11 protein-coding genes are annotated in these 16,514 nt (G+C 64.5%); 4 read left to right on the top strand and 7 right to left on the bottom strand.

Going from position 1 to position 16,514, the window contains the following annotated elements:
* Positions 1-17 precede the first annotated feature (17 nt).
* Positions 18-1,280 carry an urea ABC transporter substrate-binding protein gene (gene urtA / locus V6V88_RS01140; RefSeq protein WP_062841629.1) on the bottom strand — a complete coding sequence of 421 codons (1,263 nt, stop codon included), beginning with the start codon at positions 1,278-1,280 and terminating at the stop codon, positions 18-20.
* 196 nt (positions 1,281-1,476) lie between these two features.
* Between urtA and V6V88_RS01135 the strand changes: the two genes are divergently transcribed.
* Both V6V88_RS01135 and V6V88_RS01130 read left to right on the top strand, forming a co-directional pair.
* Positions 1,477-4,869 (top strand): ATP-binding protein, encoded by a 3,393-nt coding sequence (locus tag V6V88_RS01135; RefSeq protein WP_263293015.1) that lies wholly within the window; start codon positions 1,477-1,479, stop codon positions 4,867-4,869.
* Complete coding sequence (locus tag V6V88_RS01130) at positions 4,853-5,746, top strand: response regulator transcription factor (RefSeq protein ID WP_223573907.1); 894 nt, start codon at positions 4,853-4,855, stop codon at positions 5,744-5,746. The genes V6V88_RS01135 and V6V88_RS01130 overlap by 17 nt, the downstream gene beginning before the upstream one ends.
* A gap of 67 nt (positions 5,747-5,813) precedes the next feature.
* Here the strand turns inward: V6V88_RS01130 and V6V88_RS01125 are convergent, their stop codons facing one another.
* Positions 5,814-7,220, bottom strand: a complete 1,407-nt coding sequence (locus V6V88_RS01125; RefSeq protein WP_223573905.1) for a PLP-dependent aminotransferase family protein — start codon at positions 7,218-7,220, stop codon at positions 5,814-5,816.
* Between the two features lie 201 nt (positions 7,221-7,421).
* Here V6V88_RS01125 and V6V88_RS01120 point away from each other — a divergent pair, with 201 nt between their 5' ends.
* On the top strand, positions 7,422-7,589 hold the full coding sequence (locus tag V6V88_RS01120) for a hypothetical protein (protein WP_155721921.1): 168 nt from the start codon (positions 7,422-7,424) through the stop codon (positions 7,587-7,589).
* Between the two features lie 112 nt (positions 7,590-7,701).
* On the opposite strand, the gene V6V88_RS01115 is transcribed toward V6V88_RS01120, so the two are convergent.
* From V6V88_RS01115 to V6V88_RS01100, 4 genes are all read right to left on the bottom strand, one after another.
* Positions 7,702-9,306 (bottom strand): MFS transporter, encoded by a 1,605-nt coding sequence (locus V6V88_RS01115; RefSeq protein WP_338617335.1) that lies wholly within the window; start codon positions 9,304-9,306, stop codon positions 7,702-7,704.
* 66 nt (positions 9,307-9,372) lie between these two features.
* Entirely contained in the window at positions 9,373-10,077 is a 705-nt protein-coding gene (locus V6V88_RS01110; RefSeq protein ID WP_280002876.1) for a hydrolase, read from the bottom strand.
* Between the two features lie 217 nt (positions 10,078-10,294).
* The gene (locus tag V6V88_RS01105) at positions 10,295-11,188 is read right to left on the bottom strand and encodes a glycosyltransferase (protein ID WP_280002878.1); all 894 of its coding nucleotides are present in this window, start codon (positions 11,186-11,188) and stop codon (positions 10,295-10,297) included.
* Positions 11,189-11,210: 22 nt separating this feature from the next.
* Positions 11,211-11,933 (bottom strand): PIG-L family deacetylase, encoded by a 723-nt coding sequence (locus V6V88_RS01100; RefSeq protein ID WP_280002880.1) that lies wholly within the window; start codon positions 11,931-11,933, stop codon positions 11,211-11,213.
* A gap of 174 nt (positions 11,934-12,107) precedes the next feature.
* Between V6V88_RS01100 and V6V88_RS01095 the strand changes: the two genes are divergently transcribed.
* Positions 12,108-14,393, top strand: a complete 2,286-nt coding sequence (locus tag V6V88_RS01095) for an EAL domain-containing protein (RefSeq protein WP_338617330.1) — start codon at positions 12,108-12,110, stop codon at positions 14,391-14,393.
* Positions 14,394-14,599: 206 nt separating this feature from the next.
* On the opposite strand, the gene glmS is transcribed toward V6V88_RS01095, so the two are convergent.
* Positions 14,600-16,432: a glutamine--fructose-6-phosphate transaminase (isomerizing) gene (gene glmS, locus V6V88_RS01090; protein ID WP_056320281.1), complete on the bottom strand. Its 1,833-nt coding sequence runs from the start codon at positions 16,430-16,432 to the stop codon at positions 14,600-14,602.
* Positions 16,433-16,514: the final 82 nt, after the last annotated feature.

Genomic DNA, 16,514 nt, shown 5'->3' with positions numbered 1-16,514 from the left:
CGCCCGGATCGACGTGATTACTGATAACCCTTGGGGAAGGGATCGGGCTTGATGAGCTCCGGGGTCTCGAAGATCACGTCGAACTGGCCGTCCTTGCGAATCTGGCCAATGCGGGTCTTGCTCCACAGGTGGTGGTTGGGGTCGATCTTGACGTAGCCTTCGGGCGCTTCCTTGAATTCCAGGCCGGCCGACGCGGCGACCACCTTGTCGACATCGAAGCTGCCCGCCTTCTCCACCGCCATCTTCCACAGCCAGGGTCCCAGATAGGCCGCCTGGGTCACATCGCCAATCACGGCGTTGGCGCCATACCTGGCCTTGAAGGCTTCGACGAACTTCTTGTTGTTGGCGTTGTCCAGGCTCTGGAAGTACTTCATGCAGGACCAGAAGCCCTCGGCGTTTTCACCGCCAATGCCCAGCAGTTCATCCTCGGTCACGGAGATGGTCAGGAGCTTTTGCTTGCTGCTCGTGACGCCCGCCGCCTTGAGCTGCTTGTAGAACGACACATTGCTGCCACCCACCACCACGGCAAACACCACGTCGGGCTTTTTCAGCTTGATCTTGTTGATCAGCGAGCCGAACTGCGTGTGGCCCAGCGGGTAGTATTCCTCGCCGACCACTTCGCCCTTGAGCACGTTCTCGATGTGCTTGCGGGCGATCTTGTTGGACGTGCGGGGCCAGATGTAATCAGAGCCGATCAGGTAGAAGGAGCGCGCCTTCTTCTCGCGCGCCAGCCAGTCCAGGCTGGACAGGATCTGCTGCGTGGCCTCCTGGCCGGTATAGAAGACGTTCTTGGACTGCTCCAGGCCTTCATAAAACGTCGGGTAGTAGAGCAGGCCGTTTTCTTTCTCGAACACCGGCAGGACCGCCTTGCGCGACGCCGAGGTCCAGCAGCCGAACACCGTGGCGACCTTGTCGCTGACCAGCAGCTTGCGGGCCTTTTCGGCAAACGTCGGCCAGTCCGAGGCGCCGTCTTCCTGGATGATCTTGATCTTGCGGCCCAGAATGCCGCCCATGGCGTTGATCTGCTCGATGGCCAGACGCTCGGATTGAATCGACCCCGTCTCGCTGATGGCCATGGTGCCGGTCGCCGAGTGCAATTGGCCTACCGTGACTTCGGTGTCGGTAATGGCCAGGCCGGTGGTGTTGATGGCCGAGGTGGCCGGCGCAGCGGCCCGCGACAGCGCCGGTATGCCCAGCAGCGGCAGAGAGGCAAAAGCCAGGGCCAGGCGCCGGCGCGAGGGCAGCTCCGGGGCATTATCAAAAGGGGTTTTGCCAGACATCGATGACTCCTCAATGGATCACGACCAGGGAAACCGAGCATGCGCGGCACATGCCGCAGCCCGGAGGGTGAGGGCATACTAGGAGCCTATGACGCACTGCAACATACGTTGATTGACGTAGAGCCACCGCCGCCCCCAGGGCGTTACAACGGCATCTACGTTCAATGACGTATCCCCACCTTCCGCGGAGCCCGATTTGTCTGCCAGCGCGCCCCAACGCATCGTCAAGATCCGTCGCGACTACAACACCTGGGTCGCCAATGAGACGCTGGAAGACTATGCGCTGCGTTTCACCCCCGTGTCGTTTCGCAAGTGGTCCGAATTACGGGTCGCCAATACCGCGCTGGGCGCCGTGTCGTTCCTGGCGCTGGAAGCCATCGGCGGCGCGCTGGCGCTGAACTACGGCTTCGTCAATGCGTTCTGGGCCATCATCGCCGTGGCGATCGTCACCTTTCTGACCGGGTTGCCGATCGCCTACTACGCGGCGCGCCATGGTCTGGACATGGATCTGCTGACGCGAGGGGCCGGCTTTGGCTACATCGGCTCGACGATTACCTCGCTGATCTACGCCTCCTTCACCTTCATCTTTTTCGCGCTGGAAGCGGCCATCATGGCGCTGGCCATCGAGCTGGCGACCGGCCTGCCGCTGTCCATCGGCTACCTCTTGTGCGCCGTCGTCATCCTGCCCATGGTGGCTTATGGCATTACCTTCATCAGCCGGCTGCAATCCTGGACGCAGCCGATCTGGCTGGTGCTGCTGCTCTTGCCCTATGCGTTCATCGCCTGGCGCGATCCCGGAACATTGCAGGAATTCCTGCGGTTTCCGGGCTACGACGGCCGGGGCGGCAATTTCAATCTGCTGATGTTTGGTTCGGCCGTTGCGGTGGCCGCCTCGCTGGTCACGCAGATCGGCGAGCAAGTCGACTTTCTGCGCTTTCTGCCCGAACGCACGGCCGCCAACCGCACGCGCTGGTGGCTCGCCCTTGTCTGCGCGGGCCCGGGCTGGATCGTGCCCGGCGCGGCCAAGATCCTGGGCGGGGCCTTTCTGGCCTGGCTGGCCCTGTCCCTGGGCACGCCGCCCGACAAGGCGGGCGACCCCACGCATATGTATCTGGCGGCCTATACCTATGTCGTCAGCCATCCGGGCCTGGCGCTGGCCCTGGTAACGGCCTTCGTGGTGATCTCGCAGGTCAAGATCAATGTGACCAATGCGTATGCCGGCTCGCTGGCCTGGTCCAATTTCTTCGCACGCATCACGCATAGCCATCCAGGGCGGGTGGTGTGGCTGGTGTTCAACGTGCTGATCTCGGTGGTCCTGATGGAGATGGGCGTGTTCGGCGCGCTGGAGCATGTGCTGGCGGTGTTCTCGCACGTTGCGCTGGCCTGGATAGGGGCGCTGGTGGCCGATCTGGTGATCAACAAGCCGCTGGGGCTGTCGCCGGCCCGGATCGAATTCCGCCGCGCCTATCTGTATGACATCAATCCGGTGGGCGTGGGCAGCATGCTGATCGCCATGACACTGGGCCTGCTGGCCTTTGCCGGCGTGTTCCCGGGCACGGCGGGCGCGCTGGCGCAGGCCTTGTCGCCGTTCGTCGCCTTGCTGGCCGCCTTTGTCTGCGCGCCGGTCATCGCCTGGCGCACGCGCGGCCGCTACAACCTGGCGCGCACGCCGGTCGATGTCGCGGGTTCCGATCATGTCTGCGTGATCTGCGCCAATCGCTTCGAACAGCCGGACATGGCGCATTGCCCAGCCTACAACGGGTCCATCTGTTCCTTGTGCTGCACGCTGGACGCCCGCTGCCAGGATCGCTGCAAGCAGCAGGGACGCTTGAAGGATCAGGTGCAGGCGGTCCTCACCCGGGTGTTGCCGGCGCGGGTCACACCGCTGCTGCATAGCCGCCTGGGCCACTACCTCCTGATTGTGATGGGGATGGGCGCACTGCTGGCCGGCATTCTGGGCCTGATCTACTACCAGGAATACGCCAGTCACATGCGGGGCGGGCTGGATCCCTCGGGGTTGCGGCCAACCTTCCTGAAGTTGTATGCCGCCTTGCTGCTGATCGGCGGCGTCGCCGCCTGGTGGCTGGTGCTGGCCCATGAAAGCCGGCGCGTGGCGCAAGAGGAATCAGATCGCCAGACCCATCTGCTGCTGCGCGAGATCCAGGCGCACAAGCAGACCGACGCGCAGTTGCAACAGGCCAAGGAGGCGGCTGAAAGCGCCAATCTGGCTAAAAGCCGTTTCATGGGCGGGATGAGCCACGAGCTGCGCGCGCCATTGAACAGCATTCTGGGTTACGCACAGATTCTGCAGCGCGACCCGGGCTTGCCACCGGCGCGCCGCGAGGCGATCGACGTGATTCATCGCAGCGGCAAGCATTTGATCGGTCTCATCGACGGTCTGCTGGACATCGCACGCATCGAGGCGGGCCGGCTAAGGCTCGAGAACAGCGAGCTGCGCCTGCCCGAGTTTCTGGAGCAGATCGTGCAGATGTTCAGGCCGCAAAGCACGCTCAAGGGACTGGCCTTCTGCTATGAAGCGGCCGAACTTCCCGCCATCGTGCATATCGACGAAAAGCGGCTGCGGCAGATTCTGATCAACCTGTTGAGCAATGCGCTGAAGTTCACCTCGGCGGGACAGGTGTCGATGCGCGTCAAGTCGGCAGCAGACATGGTGTTGTTCGAAGTGGAGGACACCGGCCGAGGCATACCGGCCGAGGATCTCGAACGGATCTTTCTGCCCTTCGAGCGCAGCTGGGCGGGGGTCGAACAGGCCGATTCCGGCACGGGCCTGGGGCTGACCATCTGCCGCATGCTGACCGGCATCATGGGCGGCGAGCTGACAGTGCGCAGCGTCGTCGGCCGCGGCAGTGTGTTCACGCTGAAACTGTTCCTGCCGGAGGTGCGCTCGCCGCGCAGCGACGCCCGGCCGTCCGGGCTGGTGGTGGGCTACCGCGGCAAGCGCCTGCGGATCCTGACGGTGGATGACCAGCCCTCGCAGCGGCACCTGGTTCGCGACCTGCTCGAGCCGCTGGGCTTTGAGGTTCACGAAGCGCCGCATGGCGCCGCGTGCCTTGCCTGCGTGCACACGTTGCGGCCTGCGCTGATCCTGATGGACGTCTCGATGCCAGACATGACCGGATGGGACGTTGTGCGGCGCCTGCGCGATGAAGGCGTGGCCGTCCCTATCGTGATGCTGTCGGCCAATATCCTGGGGCTGGACCCGAAAGACCCGGCGCAGAGCGGGCACAACGCCTTCATTGCCAAGCCGGTGATGGTCGAGGACTTGCTGAACCATCTGGGCCGTTTGCTCAAGCTGGACTGGCAAGTGGCGCCGGTCGAAGCGGCGCTGCCGGCGGGTGACCTGCATCGGGTGGCGCTGGAACGCGAGGATGCGGAGGCGCTGCTGGAACTGGGGGCCATGGGCTACATCAAGGGTATCCAGGCCAAGCTGGAAGAAATACGGGGCCGCCGCGCCGAAACGCGCGAATTGACGGCGCATCTGCGGGCGCTGGCAGGCGAGTTTCAACTGAGTGAATTCAATCAGGTGCTTAAACACCATGTGCAGCGTCACCATGCCCACGCCCGATAAGAACCTCGTCATGCTGGTCGATGACGCGCCGGACAATCTGAAAATGCTCTCGACCGCACTGGATGCGGCGGGCTATCAGGTGCTGGTGGCAATCGATGGCCAGTCGGCGATCGAACGGGTGGATTTCGTGGTGCCGGATATTGTGCTGCTCGATGCGGTGATGCCGGGCATGGACGGCTTCGAGACCTGCGCACGCTTGAAAGCGCATCCCGCAGCGGGAGACGTGCCCGTGGTGTTCATGACGGGCCTGACCGAGCCCGAGCACGTGTTGAAGGCGTTTCGCGTCGGCGGCGTCGACTATGTGACCAAGCCGCTGGACCCGGACGTGGTGGTGGCCCGGCTGCGAACGCATCTGCGCAATGCGCGCAGCCTGTCGGCCGCCTTTGACGCGATCGATGCGGCCGCACGCGCCGTGGTGGCGCTGGATGCGAGCGGGCAGCCGATCTGGAAGACCGGCAAGGCGCGGATCTGGTTGGCGGCGTATTTTGGCTGCGCGGAAGATGCGTCAGAGCTGCCCGCGCCCCTGGCGGACTGGGTGGCGCGCAACCTGAAGGCCGGCCCGGCGGCTGAGCCCTTGGTGCTGGCCAGCGCGCGAGGGCGTTTGACCTTGAGCCTGTCGGCATCCCGGCGCAGCGGCGAAACGTTGCTGCTGTTGCAGGAGACGGCGCCATTGGCCACCGCCTACGGCCTGACGCCGCGAGAGGCCGATGTGCTGCGCTGGCTGGCCAAGGGAAAAACGAATCGGGACATCGCCGAGATTCTGGGCATGTCGCCACGAACGGTGAATAAACACCTGGAACACATCTACGTCAAACTGGGCGTGGAAACGCGCGCGGCGGCGGCTGCGCTGGCGGTGCGGCAGGGAGAAGCGTTCTAACGCGCTCGGCGTCGCCGTATCGCCCGGCACTTCGACGCCGACGCGCGAAACCCGGCACCCAAGCAAATCAAACCTGATAAACCGGCGCCGCAATATCGCCCTTGAGCAGCTCCGCCAACCGGGTCAGACCGTGCGTCAAACGCGTCCGGTCAATCGCCCCGCCCAACGACACACGCAGCGCGAAGGGGCTGGACGCCCCCGTGGAAAATGACGCCGAGTCCGTCACGCTCACCCCTTGCGCCAGCGCCGTCTGCTTGAGCCGGTAGCAGTCGATATGAGGCGGCAATTCAAGCCAGAGGTGCAGCCCATTCGGGTCGGCATCAATCTTGCCCGGCAGGATCGATGCCGCGACGGCTTGGCGATGCTGCAGCTCGCTCCTGACCTGCGCCAGCCAGTGAACGGCAGCGCCCGACTCGATTAACGTCGTCGCCATCTCCGTCATCCAGGGCGTGGGCATCAGCGCCAGCGCACGCAGGGCATCCAGCACCGGACTCAACGGCTCGCCGGCAGGCACGACAAGATAGGCGGTTCGAAGGCCGGGCGCGATGCATTTGGACAGCGTCGACACGTAATACACCGGCGCCGAAGACGTGTTGGCCGCCAGAGAAAACATCGTGCTGGGCGCATGCTCGGCCAACAGCCAGTACGGATCGTCTTCAATGACCGGCAGCGCATGTTTGGCCGCGATGCGCAGCAATGCCGTTCGACGTTCCGTGGACAGCGTGATCGCCGTCGGGTTCTGAATCGTCGGGTTCAAATACAGCATGGCGGGACGATGCCGTTCGCACACGCGTTCTAGGTCGACGGGGTCCATGCCGAATTCATCTGACTTCACGCCAACGGCCGAACGCTGGAGCAGGCGGGCCGCGGCCAGAAAGCCCGGGTAGGTCAATGCATCGCACGCAATGGCGTCGCCCGATTGGCTCTTTGACAGCAGCAGCGCCGCGATCGCCGTTTGCGCGCCCGGGCAGACCACGATCCGCTCGCTGTCCGTGTCGCCCGTCATCGGCTGCAGCCACGTCGCGGCTACCGCGCGATGCCGGTTGGCGCCGGCGCCCACGTGGTAGCTCATCAGATCCATTGCGCTTGCGGCTGCCTGGGTGGCGCCGCTGCCTTGCGCAAGCAGGTCTGCAAACGCTGCACTGCCAAGCAATGGCGGGATGTTCATGCCCAGATCGATCGTCCCGCCCGCCTCCAATCCCGAATAGGACACGTACGTCCCGCCTGCTCCCTGCGCTTCCAGGATCCCCTTCTGGCGCACTTCCGTGTACGCGCGCGTGACGGTCGTCAGGTCGACGCCCAAGGTCTGGGCCAGTTCGCGCTGCGGGGGCAGCCGGTCGCCGGGCCGAAGGACACCGTCCTCCACCGCTGTCTCGATTTGCGTGGCGATCTGCTGGTACCGGGAACCCGAGCCCGCGGTCAGGGGCCGCACCCACGACGTGTTGGCTTTTTTCAGGCGACGCGAGAGAGCCATGGTTTTTCTTTATGTATGGATTTTCTGCCGCTTCCGGCGAGAGGGAATGCAGTCGTGACCGGACGATTCAACTTCTTGTATGGATTTTGGAGGTAGAATTTGCGAACTTGTATGGATTATAGCGCTCGCGCTGCGCGCTCCTGGCCTTGTTGGGCATCGCCGGGGAGTCCACGAAGCTGCCGAAGGCAGCATTTTGAGGCAATGATGAATTTCTGGATCCCCGTCGTCTTCGGCACGTTCAAGCTCGCCATTTTGGGCGTGTGCATGTTCCTCGCCATCAAGTCTCATCGCGAAGGCGCCCGAAAGGAGCGGGAGAAAAAGGAGCTGGAACGCCTTGAAAGTCTCAAGGCGCTGGCGCCGGAACGTTGATCGGATCAGCGCGGGACGGCCCTGTCCGTCCCACTCAAAAACGGATGAAGCCCAGGGCTGCATCCAAACGAAAGAATGCGGCTCGCGTGTGCCGCATCCGATGACAACACGATTACGACAGCTGCGGCGCCACGAAGTGGGACACCTTCGGCGGCGCGTCGCCGATGTGGAAACCGCGCACTTCGGCTTGCTGGTCCGCGTCGGCGTGGGTCACACGCTCATGCTGGCGCAGGTGCTCCAGCCACGAGGTCACGAGGAAGTATTCCTGGTAGCGGCCCGGCTGCGCCGCGTCCTCGAAGATCCCCCAGGCGTAGGCCCCGTCGCGGCGGCGCTCGGCGCCGACGTGCTGCATGGCCTGCACAAAGTCGGCGCTGCGTGCCGGGTCGATCAGGTATTCGACCGTGATCATGACCGGGCCACGATCATGCGACACCCCTTGATCGATCAGCGGCTCGGGCCAGTGCATCGACGGCGCAAGGTCCAGGTCCGCGCCCAGCTGCAGCTTGGCCTTGCGGGTCAGCAGCATCGCAACCACCGAACCGGCGGCGGCGATCAGCAGCGCGGCGGGCACGCCGGCACGCACCGCCGTCTGACCCCAGATCATGCTGCCCGCGGTCATCGACCCAAAGAACACCGTCACGAAGATCGCCAGGCCCCGGGCACGCACCCAGTCCGGCAGCGCAACCTGCGCCGAGACGTTGAGCGAGGTCAGCACCATGATCCACGAAGCGCCCGCCAGGAAGCTGAACGCACCAGCCACCACGGGATGCGGCACCACCGCAAACACCACCAGCGTGAACGCCGTGCCCAGCGTGCCGGCCATGACGCTGCGGTCAGGCCCCAGCTTCTTGCGCAGCGGCGGCAGCACCATCGCGCCGATCACCGCGCCCGCCCCGACGCAGCCCAGGATGATGCCGTAGAGCAAGGCGCCGCCCTGCAGCACCTGACGCACGATCACCGGCAGCAAGGCCCAGTAGGCGCTGGCAAACAGGAAGAACGCAACGGCGCGGACCAGCGTGGACTTGAGCGGCTTGCTGTGCAGCGCAAAGCGCACACCGGCACGCATGGCATGAAACAGCTGCTCGCGCGGCAGGCGCTTTTCAGCGGCGGCGGGCGGCTTCCACCAGATAAGCGCGGCCACGACCACGATGAAGCTGACCGCATTGACGAAGAACGGAATCGCCACGCCGATGCTGGTAATCAGCACGCCGGCTAGCGCCGGACCAATGGCACGGCTGACGTTGATGCCTACGCTATTGGTCGCGATGGCCTGCTGCAGCGACGGACGCGGCACCAGGCTGGGGACGATGGCCTGCCAGGCCGGCGCCGATAGCGCCGTGCCAATACCCATCAGCAAGGTGAAGCCCAGCAGCACCCACGGCGTCGTCAGGCCAAACCACACCACCAGCCCAAGCGCCAGCGCAATGACGCCCATCGCGATCTGCACCATCAGCAGCAGCTTGCGGCGGTCCATGGTGTCGGCGAGCGCGCCGGCCAGGAGCGACAGCAGGAAGACGGGCAAGGCGCCCGCGGTCTGCACCAGCGCCACGAACATCGGCGACGGCGACAACGACGTCATGAGCCAGCCCGCGCCCACGTCGTGCATCCAGGTGCCGATGTTGGACAGCACGGTGGCGATCCAGATCACTGAAAAGGCGGAGTACGCGAAAGGCGAGGACGGCGGGGCGTCGGCGGGGCGGGTGTCGGCTGTCGTCATGGGAGGCTCCGGGCGGCCAGGCGGTATGGAAAAAAAAGCCCGCGGCATTGGCCGCGGGCCTGGGATTCAGCGAGCGGTAACCGGCGCCGCGACGGGCGCGATCGCCTCGTGTGCGGTCTGCGTGCGCTGACCGGCCTTGTGCACCATCGTGTAGGCGTAATCCACACCCATGCCGTAAGCGCCCGAGTGTTCCTTGACGATTTCCATCACGGCATCATACGAGTCGCGGCGGGCCCAGTCACGTTGCCACTCCAGCAGCACCTGCTGCCAGGTGACCGGCACCACGCCTGCCTGGATCATGCGTTGCATGGCCATGTCATGCGCTTCCTTGGACGTGCCGCCGGACGCGTCGGACACCATGTAGATCTCGTACTCGCCTTCCAGCATCGCGCTCAGGGCGAAGGTGGTATTGCACACTTCGGTCCAGAGACCGGCCACGATCACCTTCTTGCGGCCATTGGCGGCCAGCGCGTCGCGCACCTTCTGGTCATCCCACGAATTCATCGAGGTGCGTTCCAGCACTTTCTTTTCCGGGAAGACATCGAGCAATTCCGGATAGGTGTAGCCGGAGAACGATTCGGTCTCGACGGTGGTGATGATGGCCGGAATGTCGAACGCCTTGGCCCCCTTGGCCAGCCCCACGACGTTGTTCTTCAGCGTCTGGCGGTCGATCGACTGCACGCCGAAGGCCATTTGCGGCTGGTGATCGATGAAGATGATCTGGCTGTTTTCGGGGGTCAGCACTTCGAGCTTGGCGGTATTTTGGGTCATGTCAGTGTCCTTGGAGAGGTAGGTTTGGGGTGTTGCTTGCAGCGCGTCGCTGCCATGACAAGAACTATATTCGGCGGGACAATCTGGCGGTAGATGGCGATTTTTGGCTTCAGCGTTCTTCATATAGAACGATAAGGCGGCCACGCGGCTGAGCCCTCGGGGCTGCCGCGCGGTCGCCTGTCCTTTTCTGATGCACGCGGTTCGATGACGTCACCAGCTATAGCTGAGCGTCTCCACCACGGCACGCCGGTTGCCCACCCTCCCACACCTGCTGCAGCTTGCGGCAGACCGCCATGTCCAGCACACGGCGATGTCGCAACACTTGCGCCCATCCCGCCATTGCCTCCGCACACACTGCAAGGCGCATGCGCCAGGTCGGCACCGCACGCAGCACGGTCACGCTGCGCGCGGCCGCCATGGGCACGGAAAAGCGCATCCAGGCAATCCACAACGCATTGCGCGCCATCAGGCGGCGGCGCCTCTCTGAGTCGCGAGCCGTCGATGGCCAATGGCGCGTCCGCACGGCGGGCGCGTAGACGATGCGGCCGCCATCGGCCAGGATGTCCAGCGCCAACAACTCCTCTTCGCCACCGATGAACAACGGCGGCCAATAACCGCCCGCGCGGCGATACGCACATGTCCTCATCACGCAGGCGCCGGCCATGAAGCCGGTCAGTTCAGGCCCCACGCCTTCCACGCCGGGCAGGGGACTGCCCGCCATCGCGGCGCACGCAGGGTCCAGGGATTCGTCGTCGCCCACCCGTATCTGCGCATTCAGGACGGTGATGTCCCCATGCCCGTCCAGGATGCGGATTGCCTCTTCCAACGCGCCGGGTAACCAGCACGTGTCGTCGTCGCTGAAGGCAACGTAGGGCGTCCGGACAAGCTCGACGCCCCAGTTCCGTCCGGCAGCCCCTAGATTGCCCCCGGCCTGGACAAGCGTCACATCCGGAAATTGGCGCCTCACGCAACTTGCGGTGTCGTCGGTGCAGCCGTTGTCCACCACGATGATGCGATGGCCGCTCTGCAACGCGCGCAGCCCGCGCAGGGTCCGGCAGACCTCTTCACACCGGTTGTAGGTCAGCACGACGATCGATACGCGGCTGGACATAATATGTGCCGCACGCGCCATCTCAGACCGCATCCCTGGCGCTGTCCGTAAGCCGCCAATACGTTTCATGCACGGCCAGTTTCAGTGCCGTGCTGTCCAGTCCCATCAACTGCGACGCGTAGACGCCGATGGCTCGCGCCTTGTCCGCCGCATCGACCGCCAGGTGCGCCGGCGTGGCCGTCACGCCGCGCGCCTGCAACTGCGACAGCCGTGCCTGCACGACACCTTGCTGCCGGCGATATGGCACATCCTCGTAACCGAACCAGGCAACGCCCGGCAACGCATCGCGGATCATCAGGGCGGCGTCGCTGACCCGCACGTGATCGCTGTGGAACAGGCCCAGTGGCATGACCACGGTCGCGGGCGCCAGCCTCATCAGCAGGTGAAACAGACGCTCGGTGATCAGCGGCGCATCCTCGTCCGCCGTCGAGGTGTATTGGCTGTCCAGAAAATCCAGCCCCTTTCCGGTCGCGCCCACCCTGCGCAGCGCTTCCCGGTCTTCCGCCAGCCGGCACTCCATCGCGGCGGCGGCATTGGCGAAACCGCAGCGGCGGTCCCAGTCCGTAAGCAGGTTCGGCGTGGGCGCCCGTGCCGTGTACACCGTCACGACCGTACTGCCGGGGCGCGCGGCGAGCAAGCCGGCGCAACTCAGGATGGCGTCATCCAAATGAGGCGATATCACGGCCAGGGGAGATTGGGGCAGCGACGGATCGTCGGCCCAGCTGTGCGCTTGCGCGGAAACCATCGGAATCTTTGATCCGCAGCGGATCGCAGTTGTGGGGGCATTGCATGCAGCAAATACCATGCCGCAAAGCCCCAGGCATGCATGGAGCGGATTGCCGGCACGCAAGGTGGACGGCGCGAACGTGCGGGCACGTAATTTGCGTTGCCGCCCTCAACAAAACGGAGCTGTACCGGCATGACACAATCAAAAGGATCGCTTCCCCGATCCGCTGGCGGCCTGCTTGTCCTGCTGTTGATCGCCTTTGGCGTATTTCTAGCGGCGATGCTGTTTTCCCTGCATTTGTCCGTCGAAAAAAGCGACGACATGTCAGCGATGCGCCAGAGCAAGGAATTGCAGCTTGCGATCAGCAACGTCCTGGACGACGTGGCGCAGGCCCAGGAAACGGTGGCCGTCTGGGACATGCTCTTTGACGAGCTGGACAAGCCCACGCCCGACCAGGCCTGGCTGGATGACAACGTGGGCGCATGGCTGCACCGCCTGTTCAAGCACGATCTGGTGTTTGTGCTCGGACCGGACAACGAGATGCGCTATGGAAACGTCTACGGCGAACGCGTTCCGCCGGAACGCTACGCGGCATTCGAGCCCGACATCCGCCCGTTCATCGCATTGACGCGGGGCGAGGCTACCCGGCCCAACAACGACCACGAACGCCTGCCCGGCCAGCCGCCCGCGCCCGACGCATCCACACGCACCACAGCGGCTGCGGTGCACGCCACCGACCTTGCCATGATCGGCCAGCGGCCAGCCGTCGTGAGCGTCATGCGCGTCGCACGGTTTCCGCCCAACCTGGACACGCCGGCAATCGCGTCCCGGAATCTGCTCGTCAGCGTCCGGTTCATCGATGGCGATTTTTTGCGCGCGTTCTCACGGGACAACCTGATCGACGCGCTCCATTACCATCCCGTGCGCGCCCGCCATGTGCATGCCGACGAGCGCGAGGAGCGCCTCCGGTCCTCAGACGGCACCTTGCTCGGCTACCTGATGTGGCGGCCGGATCTGCCCGGCTCCGAACTCTGGCGCGCCATGCTGCCCGCGGTTGCCGCCATGCTCGCCGGCACGCTCATTCTGGTGGCGTTGCTGGCACTGCGCACCTACCGGCTTCTGCGCCAACAGCAGGCGCACCTCTCCGCCCTGCGCAAGGCCCATGTGGAACTGAAGGCGAGCGAAGCGCACGCCCAGCATCTTGCCTTTCACGACGTGCTGACCGGCCTGCCAAATCGCGCGTATTTCGGCACCTGTCTCGATCAGGCTTTGGTCCGCCGGCGGCCCGATGCAAGCTGCGCGGTGCTGCTGCTGGATCTGGACCATTTCAAGCAGGTCAACGACACATGGGGCCACGCCGCGGGCGATGCGCTCATCCAGGAGTTCACCCGACGCGTCAAGCTTGCCGTCGGCCCGGAAGACTCGGTCGCGCGCCTGGGCGGCGACGAGTTCGCCGTCCTGATGCAGAACGCCACCGAAGCGGGTGCCACCGATCTGACACGCCGCATCCTGGCCGATGTGCGCGCGCCTTTCGACCTGATGGGCGGCCGCGCCTTCGTGGGCGCGAGCATCGGTGTGTCGATGGCCCCGCGCGACGGCACCACGCGCAGCGAGCTGCTGCGCAAGGCCGACATCGCGCTCTACCGCGCCAAGGATCTAGGCAGGAACCAGTACAGCTTCTTCGCCCCGGAGATGGACGAAACGCTCAAGGCGAAGGCCGTGATCGAAGAGGATTTACGCGCCGCGCTGGCGGACAGCGACCAGCTCCAGGTCCATTTCCAGCCGCAGATCGACAGCGGCACGCAGCAACTCGTGGGCGTTGAAGCGCTAGTGCGATGGAAGCACCCGGCCAAGGGCACCGTGTCGCCGCAGATCTTTGTGCCGGTGGCTGAATCCACGGGCCTCATCGTGCCGCTCGGGGAATGGGTATTGAAACAAGCCTGCCGCGCGGCGCGTCAGTGGCCAAGCCTGTCCATTGCGGTAAACCTCTCCCCGAAGCAGTTTCGCGGCGCCGACTTTGCCGAACGCGTTATCGATCTGGTGCGGCGCGCTGAAGTCGATCCGGCGCAGATCGAGCTGGAGGTCACTGAAGGCGTGCTCATCGAAGACGACGGCCGGGTGCAGAAGGCTATCGGCAAGCTGCGCGCCGCCGGCTTCCGGATCGCGCTGGACGATTTTGGAACGGGTTACTCCAGCTTGAGCTACCTGCAACGGTTCGCCGTCGACAAGATCAAGATTGACCGGAGTTTCGTCGCAAATATCGGAGAGGGAAGCGATTCCACCGCCATCGTGAACGCGGTGGTAACGCTGGGGCGCTCGATGGGCCTGACAGTCAACGCCGAAGGGGTGGAGACGGCAGCGCAACGCGACTTCCTGCGTGCTGCCGGATGCGACGAAATGCAGGGGTTCCTGTTTTCCAAAGCCGTGCCGGAAGCAGAAATTACAAAACGCCTCCAAAAGGCGCCCGCCGCAACCTAGCTGCCCGCACGTCGCCCATCCAGACCTTGCACGTCACGCGGCGCACGGTAAATGTGAACAAGGGCCGCTTACGCGGCCCTTGCACTCGAACAAAGCTGATATTGCGGGCAGATGGAAGGAATCGATAGAAGTTGTCGCTGCGACCGGGTTTATTCCGCGCGACCGACTTTATTTATCCTTCTCCAACTGATGCAGCCGCTACCGCATCACTCCACCGTCACGCTCTTTGCCAAATTCCGCGGCTTATCCACATCGGTACCCCGCGCGCATGCCGTGTGATACGACAGCAACTGCAGCGGCACCGTATGCAGAATCGGCGACAGCTTGCCATAGTGTTCCGGCATGCGGATCACGTGCATGCCTTCGGCGCTTTGGATCTTGCTGTCGGCGTCGGCAAACACATACAGCTCGCCGCCGCGCGCGCGCACTTCCTGCATGTTGGACTTCAGCTTTTCCAGCAGCTCGTCCTTGGGTGCGATGGTGACGACCGGCATGTGCTCGGTGACCAGCGCCAGCGGGCCGTGCTTCAGTTCACCGGCCGGATAGGCTTCGGCGTGGATGTAGCTGATTTCCTTGAGCTTGAGCGCGCCTTCCAGCGCGATCGGGTAGTGCATGCCGCGGCCCAGGAACAGGGCGTTTTCCTTCGAGGCGAAGCGATCGGCCCACGCCATGATCTGGGGTTCCAGCGCCAGCACCGAGCCGATGGCGGACGGCAGGTGGCGCAGCGCCTTCAGGTGCTCGGCTTCCTGCTCTTCCGTGAGCTTGCCGCGCGTTTGCGCCAGCGCCAGGGTCAGGAGGAACAGCGCGGTGAGCTGGGTAGTGAAGGCCTTGGTCGAAGCCACGCCGATTTCAACGCCGGCGCGCGTGATGTACGACAGCTTGCACTCGCGCACCATCGCGCTGGTGGACACGTTGCAGATGGTCAGCGTGTTTTCCATGCCCAGCGAGCGCGCGTGCTTCAGGGCGGCCAGCGTGTCGGCGGTTTCGCCGGACTGCGAGATCGTCACGACCAGCGAGCGCGGGTTCGGCACGCTGTCGCGGTAGCGGTATTCGCTGGCGATTTCGACGGCGACCGGGATCTTGGCGATCGATTCGATCCAGTACTTGGCGGTCAGGCCCGCGTAGTAGCTGGTGCCGCAGGCCAGGATCAACAGGGAATCGACTTCCTTGAAGATCTTGTAGGCGTCGTCGCCGAAGAGCTCCGGCGTGATGGATTCGATATCTTGCAGGGTGTCGCCGACCGCACGCGGCTGCTCGAAGATTTCCTTCTGCATGTAGTGGCGGTAGGGGCCCAGTTCGGCAGCGCCCGTGTGCACGTGCACGGTGTGCACTTCGCGGTCGACGTTCTTGCCGGCAGCATCCACGATCCAGACGCGCGAGAGTTGCAGGTCGACGACGTCGCCGTCTTCCAGGTAGATGATCTGGTCGGTCGTGCCGGCCAGCGCCAGCGCGTCGGACGCCAGGAAGTTCTCGTTCTGGCCCACGCCCACCACCAGCGGCGAGCCTTGGCGCGCACCGACCACACGATGCGGTTCGTCACGGCAGAACACGGCGATGGCGTACGCGCCATGCAGGCGGCGCACGGCGTTCTGCACGGCTTCGAAGAGGTCGCCCGCGTACAGGTGGTTCACCAGGTGCGCGATGACTTCGGTGTCGGTCTGGCTTTCGAAGACGTAGCCGACGGCCTGGAGCTCGGCGCGCAGTTCGTCGTGGTTTTCGATGATGCCGTTGTGCACGAGCGCGATGCGCGGCTCGTCGTTGCCCAGGTGCGAGAAGTGCGGGTGGGCGTTGTGCGTGGCGGGAACGCCGTGCGTGGCCCAGCGGGTGTGGGCGATGCCGGTGAAGCCTTGGACCTTGTCCTGCGCAACCTGATCGGCCAGTTCGGCCACGCGCTGCGTGCTGCGCGTGCGGCGCAGATGGCCGTCGGCGTAGACGGCGACACCGCAGGAGTCGTAGCCGCGGTATTCCAGGCGCTTCAGGCCTTCAACGAGGATCGGGGTGATGTCGCGCTGGGCGACGGCGCCAACAATGCCGCACATAGGAGTGACTCCGGGTAAGTTCAGTACCGACGCATTGTGCGCGACCCATAAAGAAATTTGATTTCTTTATGTTCACTTATTT

This window comes from Achromobacter sp. E1, assembly GCF_037039475.1.
In the GTDB taxonomy this organism is placed as follows: domain Bacteria; phylum Pseudomonadota; class Gammaproteobacteria; order Burkholderiales; family Burkholderiaceae_B; genus Achromobacter; species Achromobacter mucicolens.
Note: the sequence above shows the minus strand (reverse complement) of the source record. Positions and strands in the feature narration are given on the sequence as shown.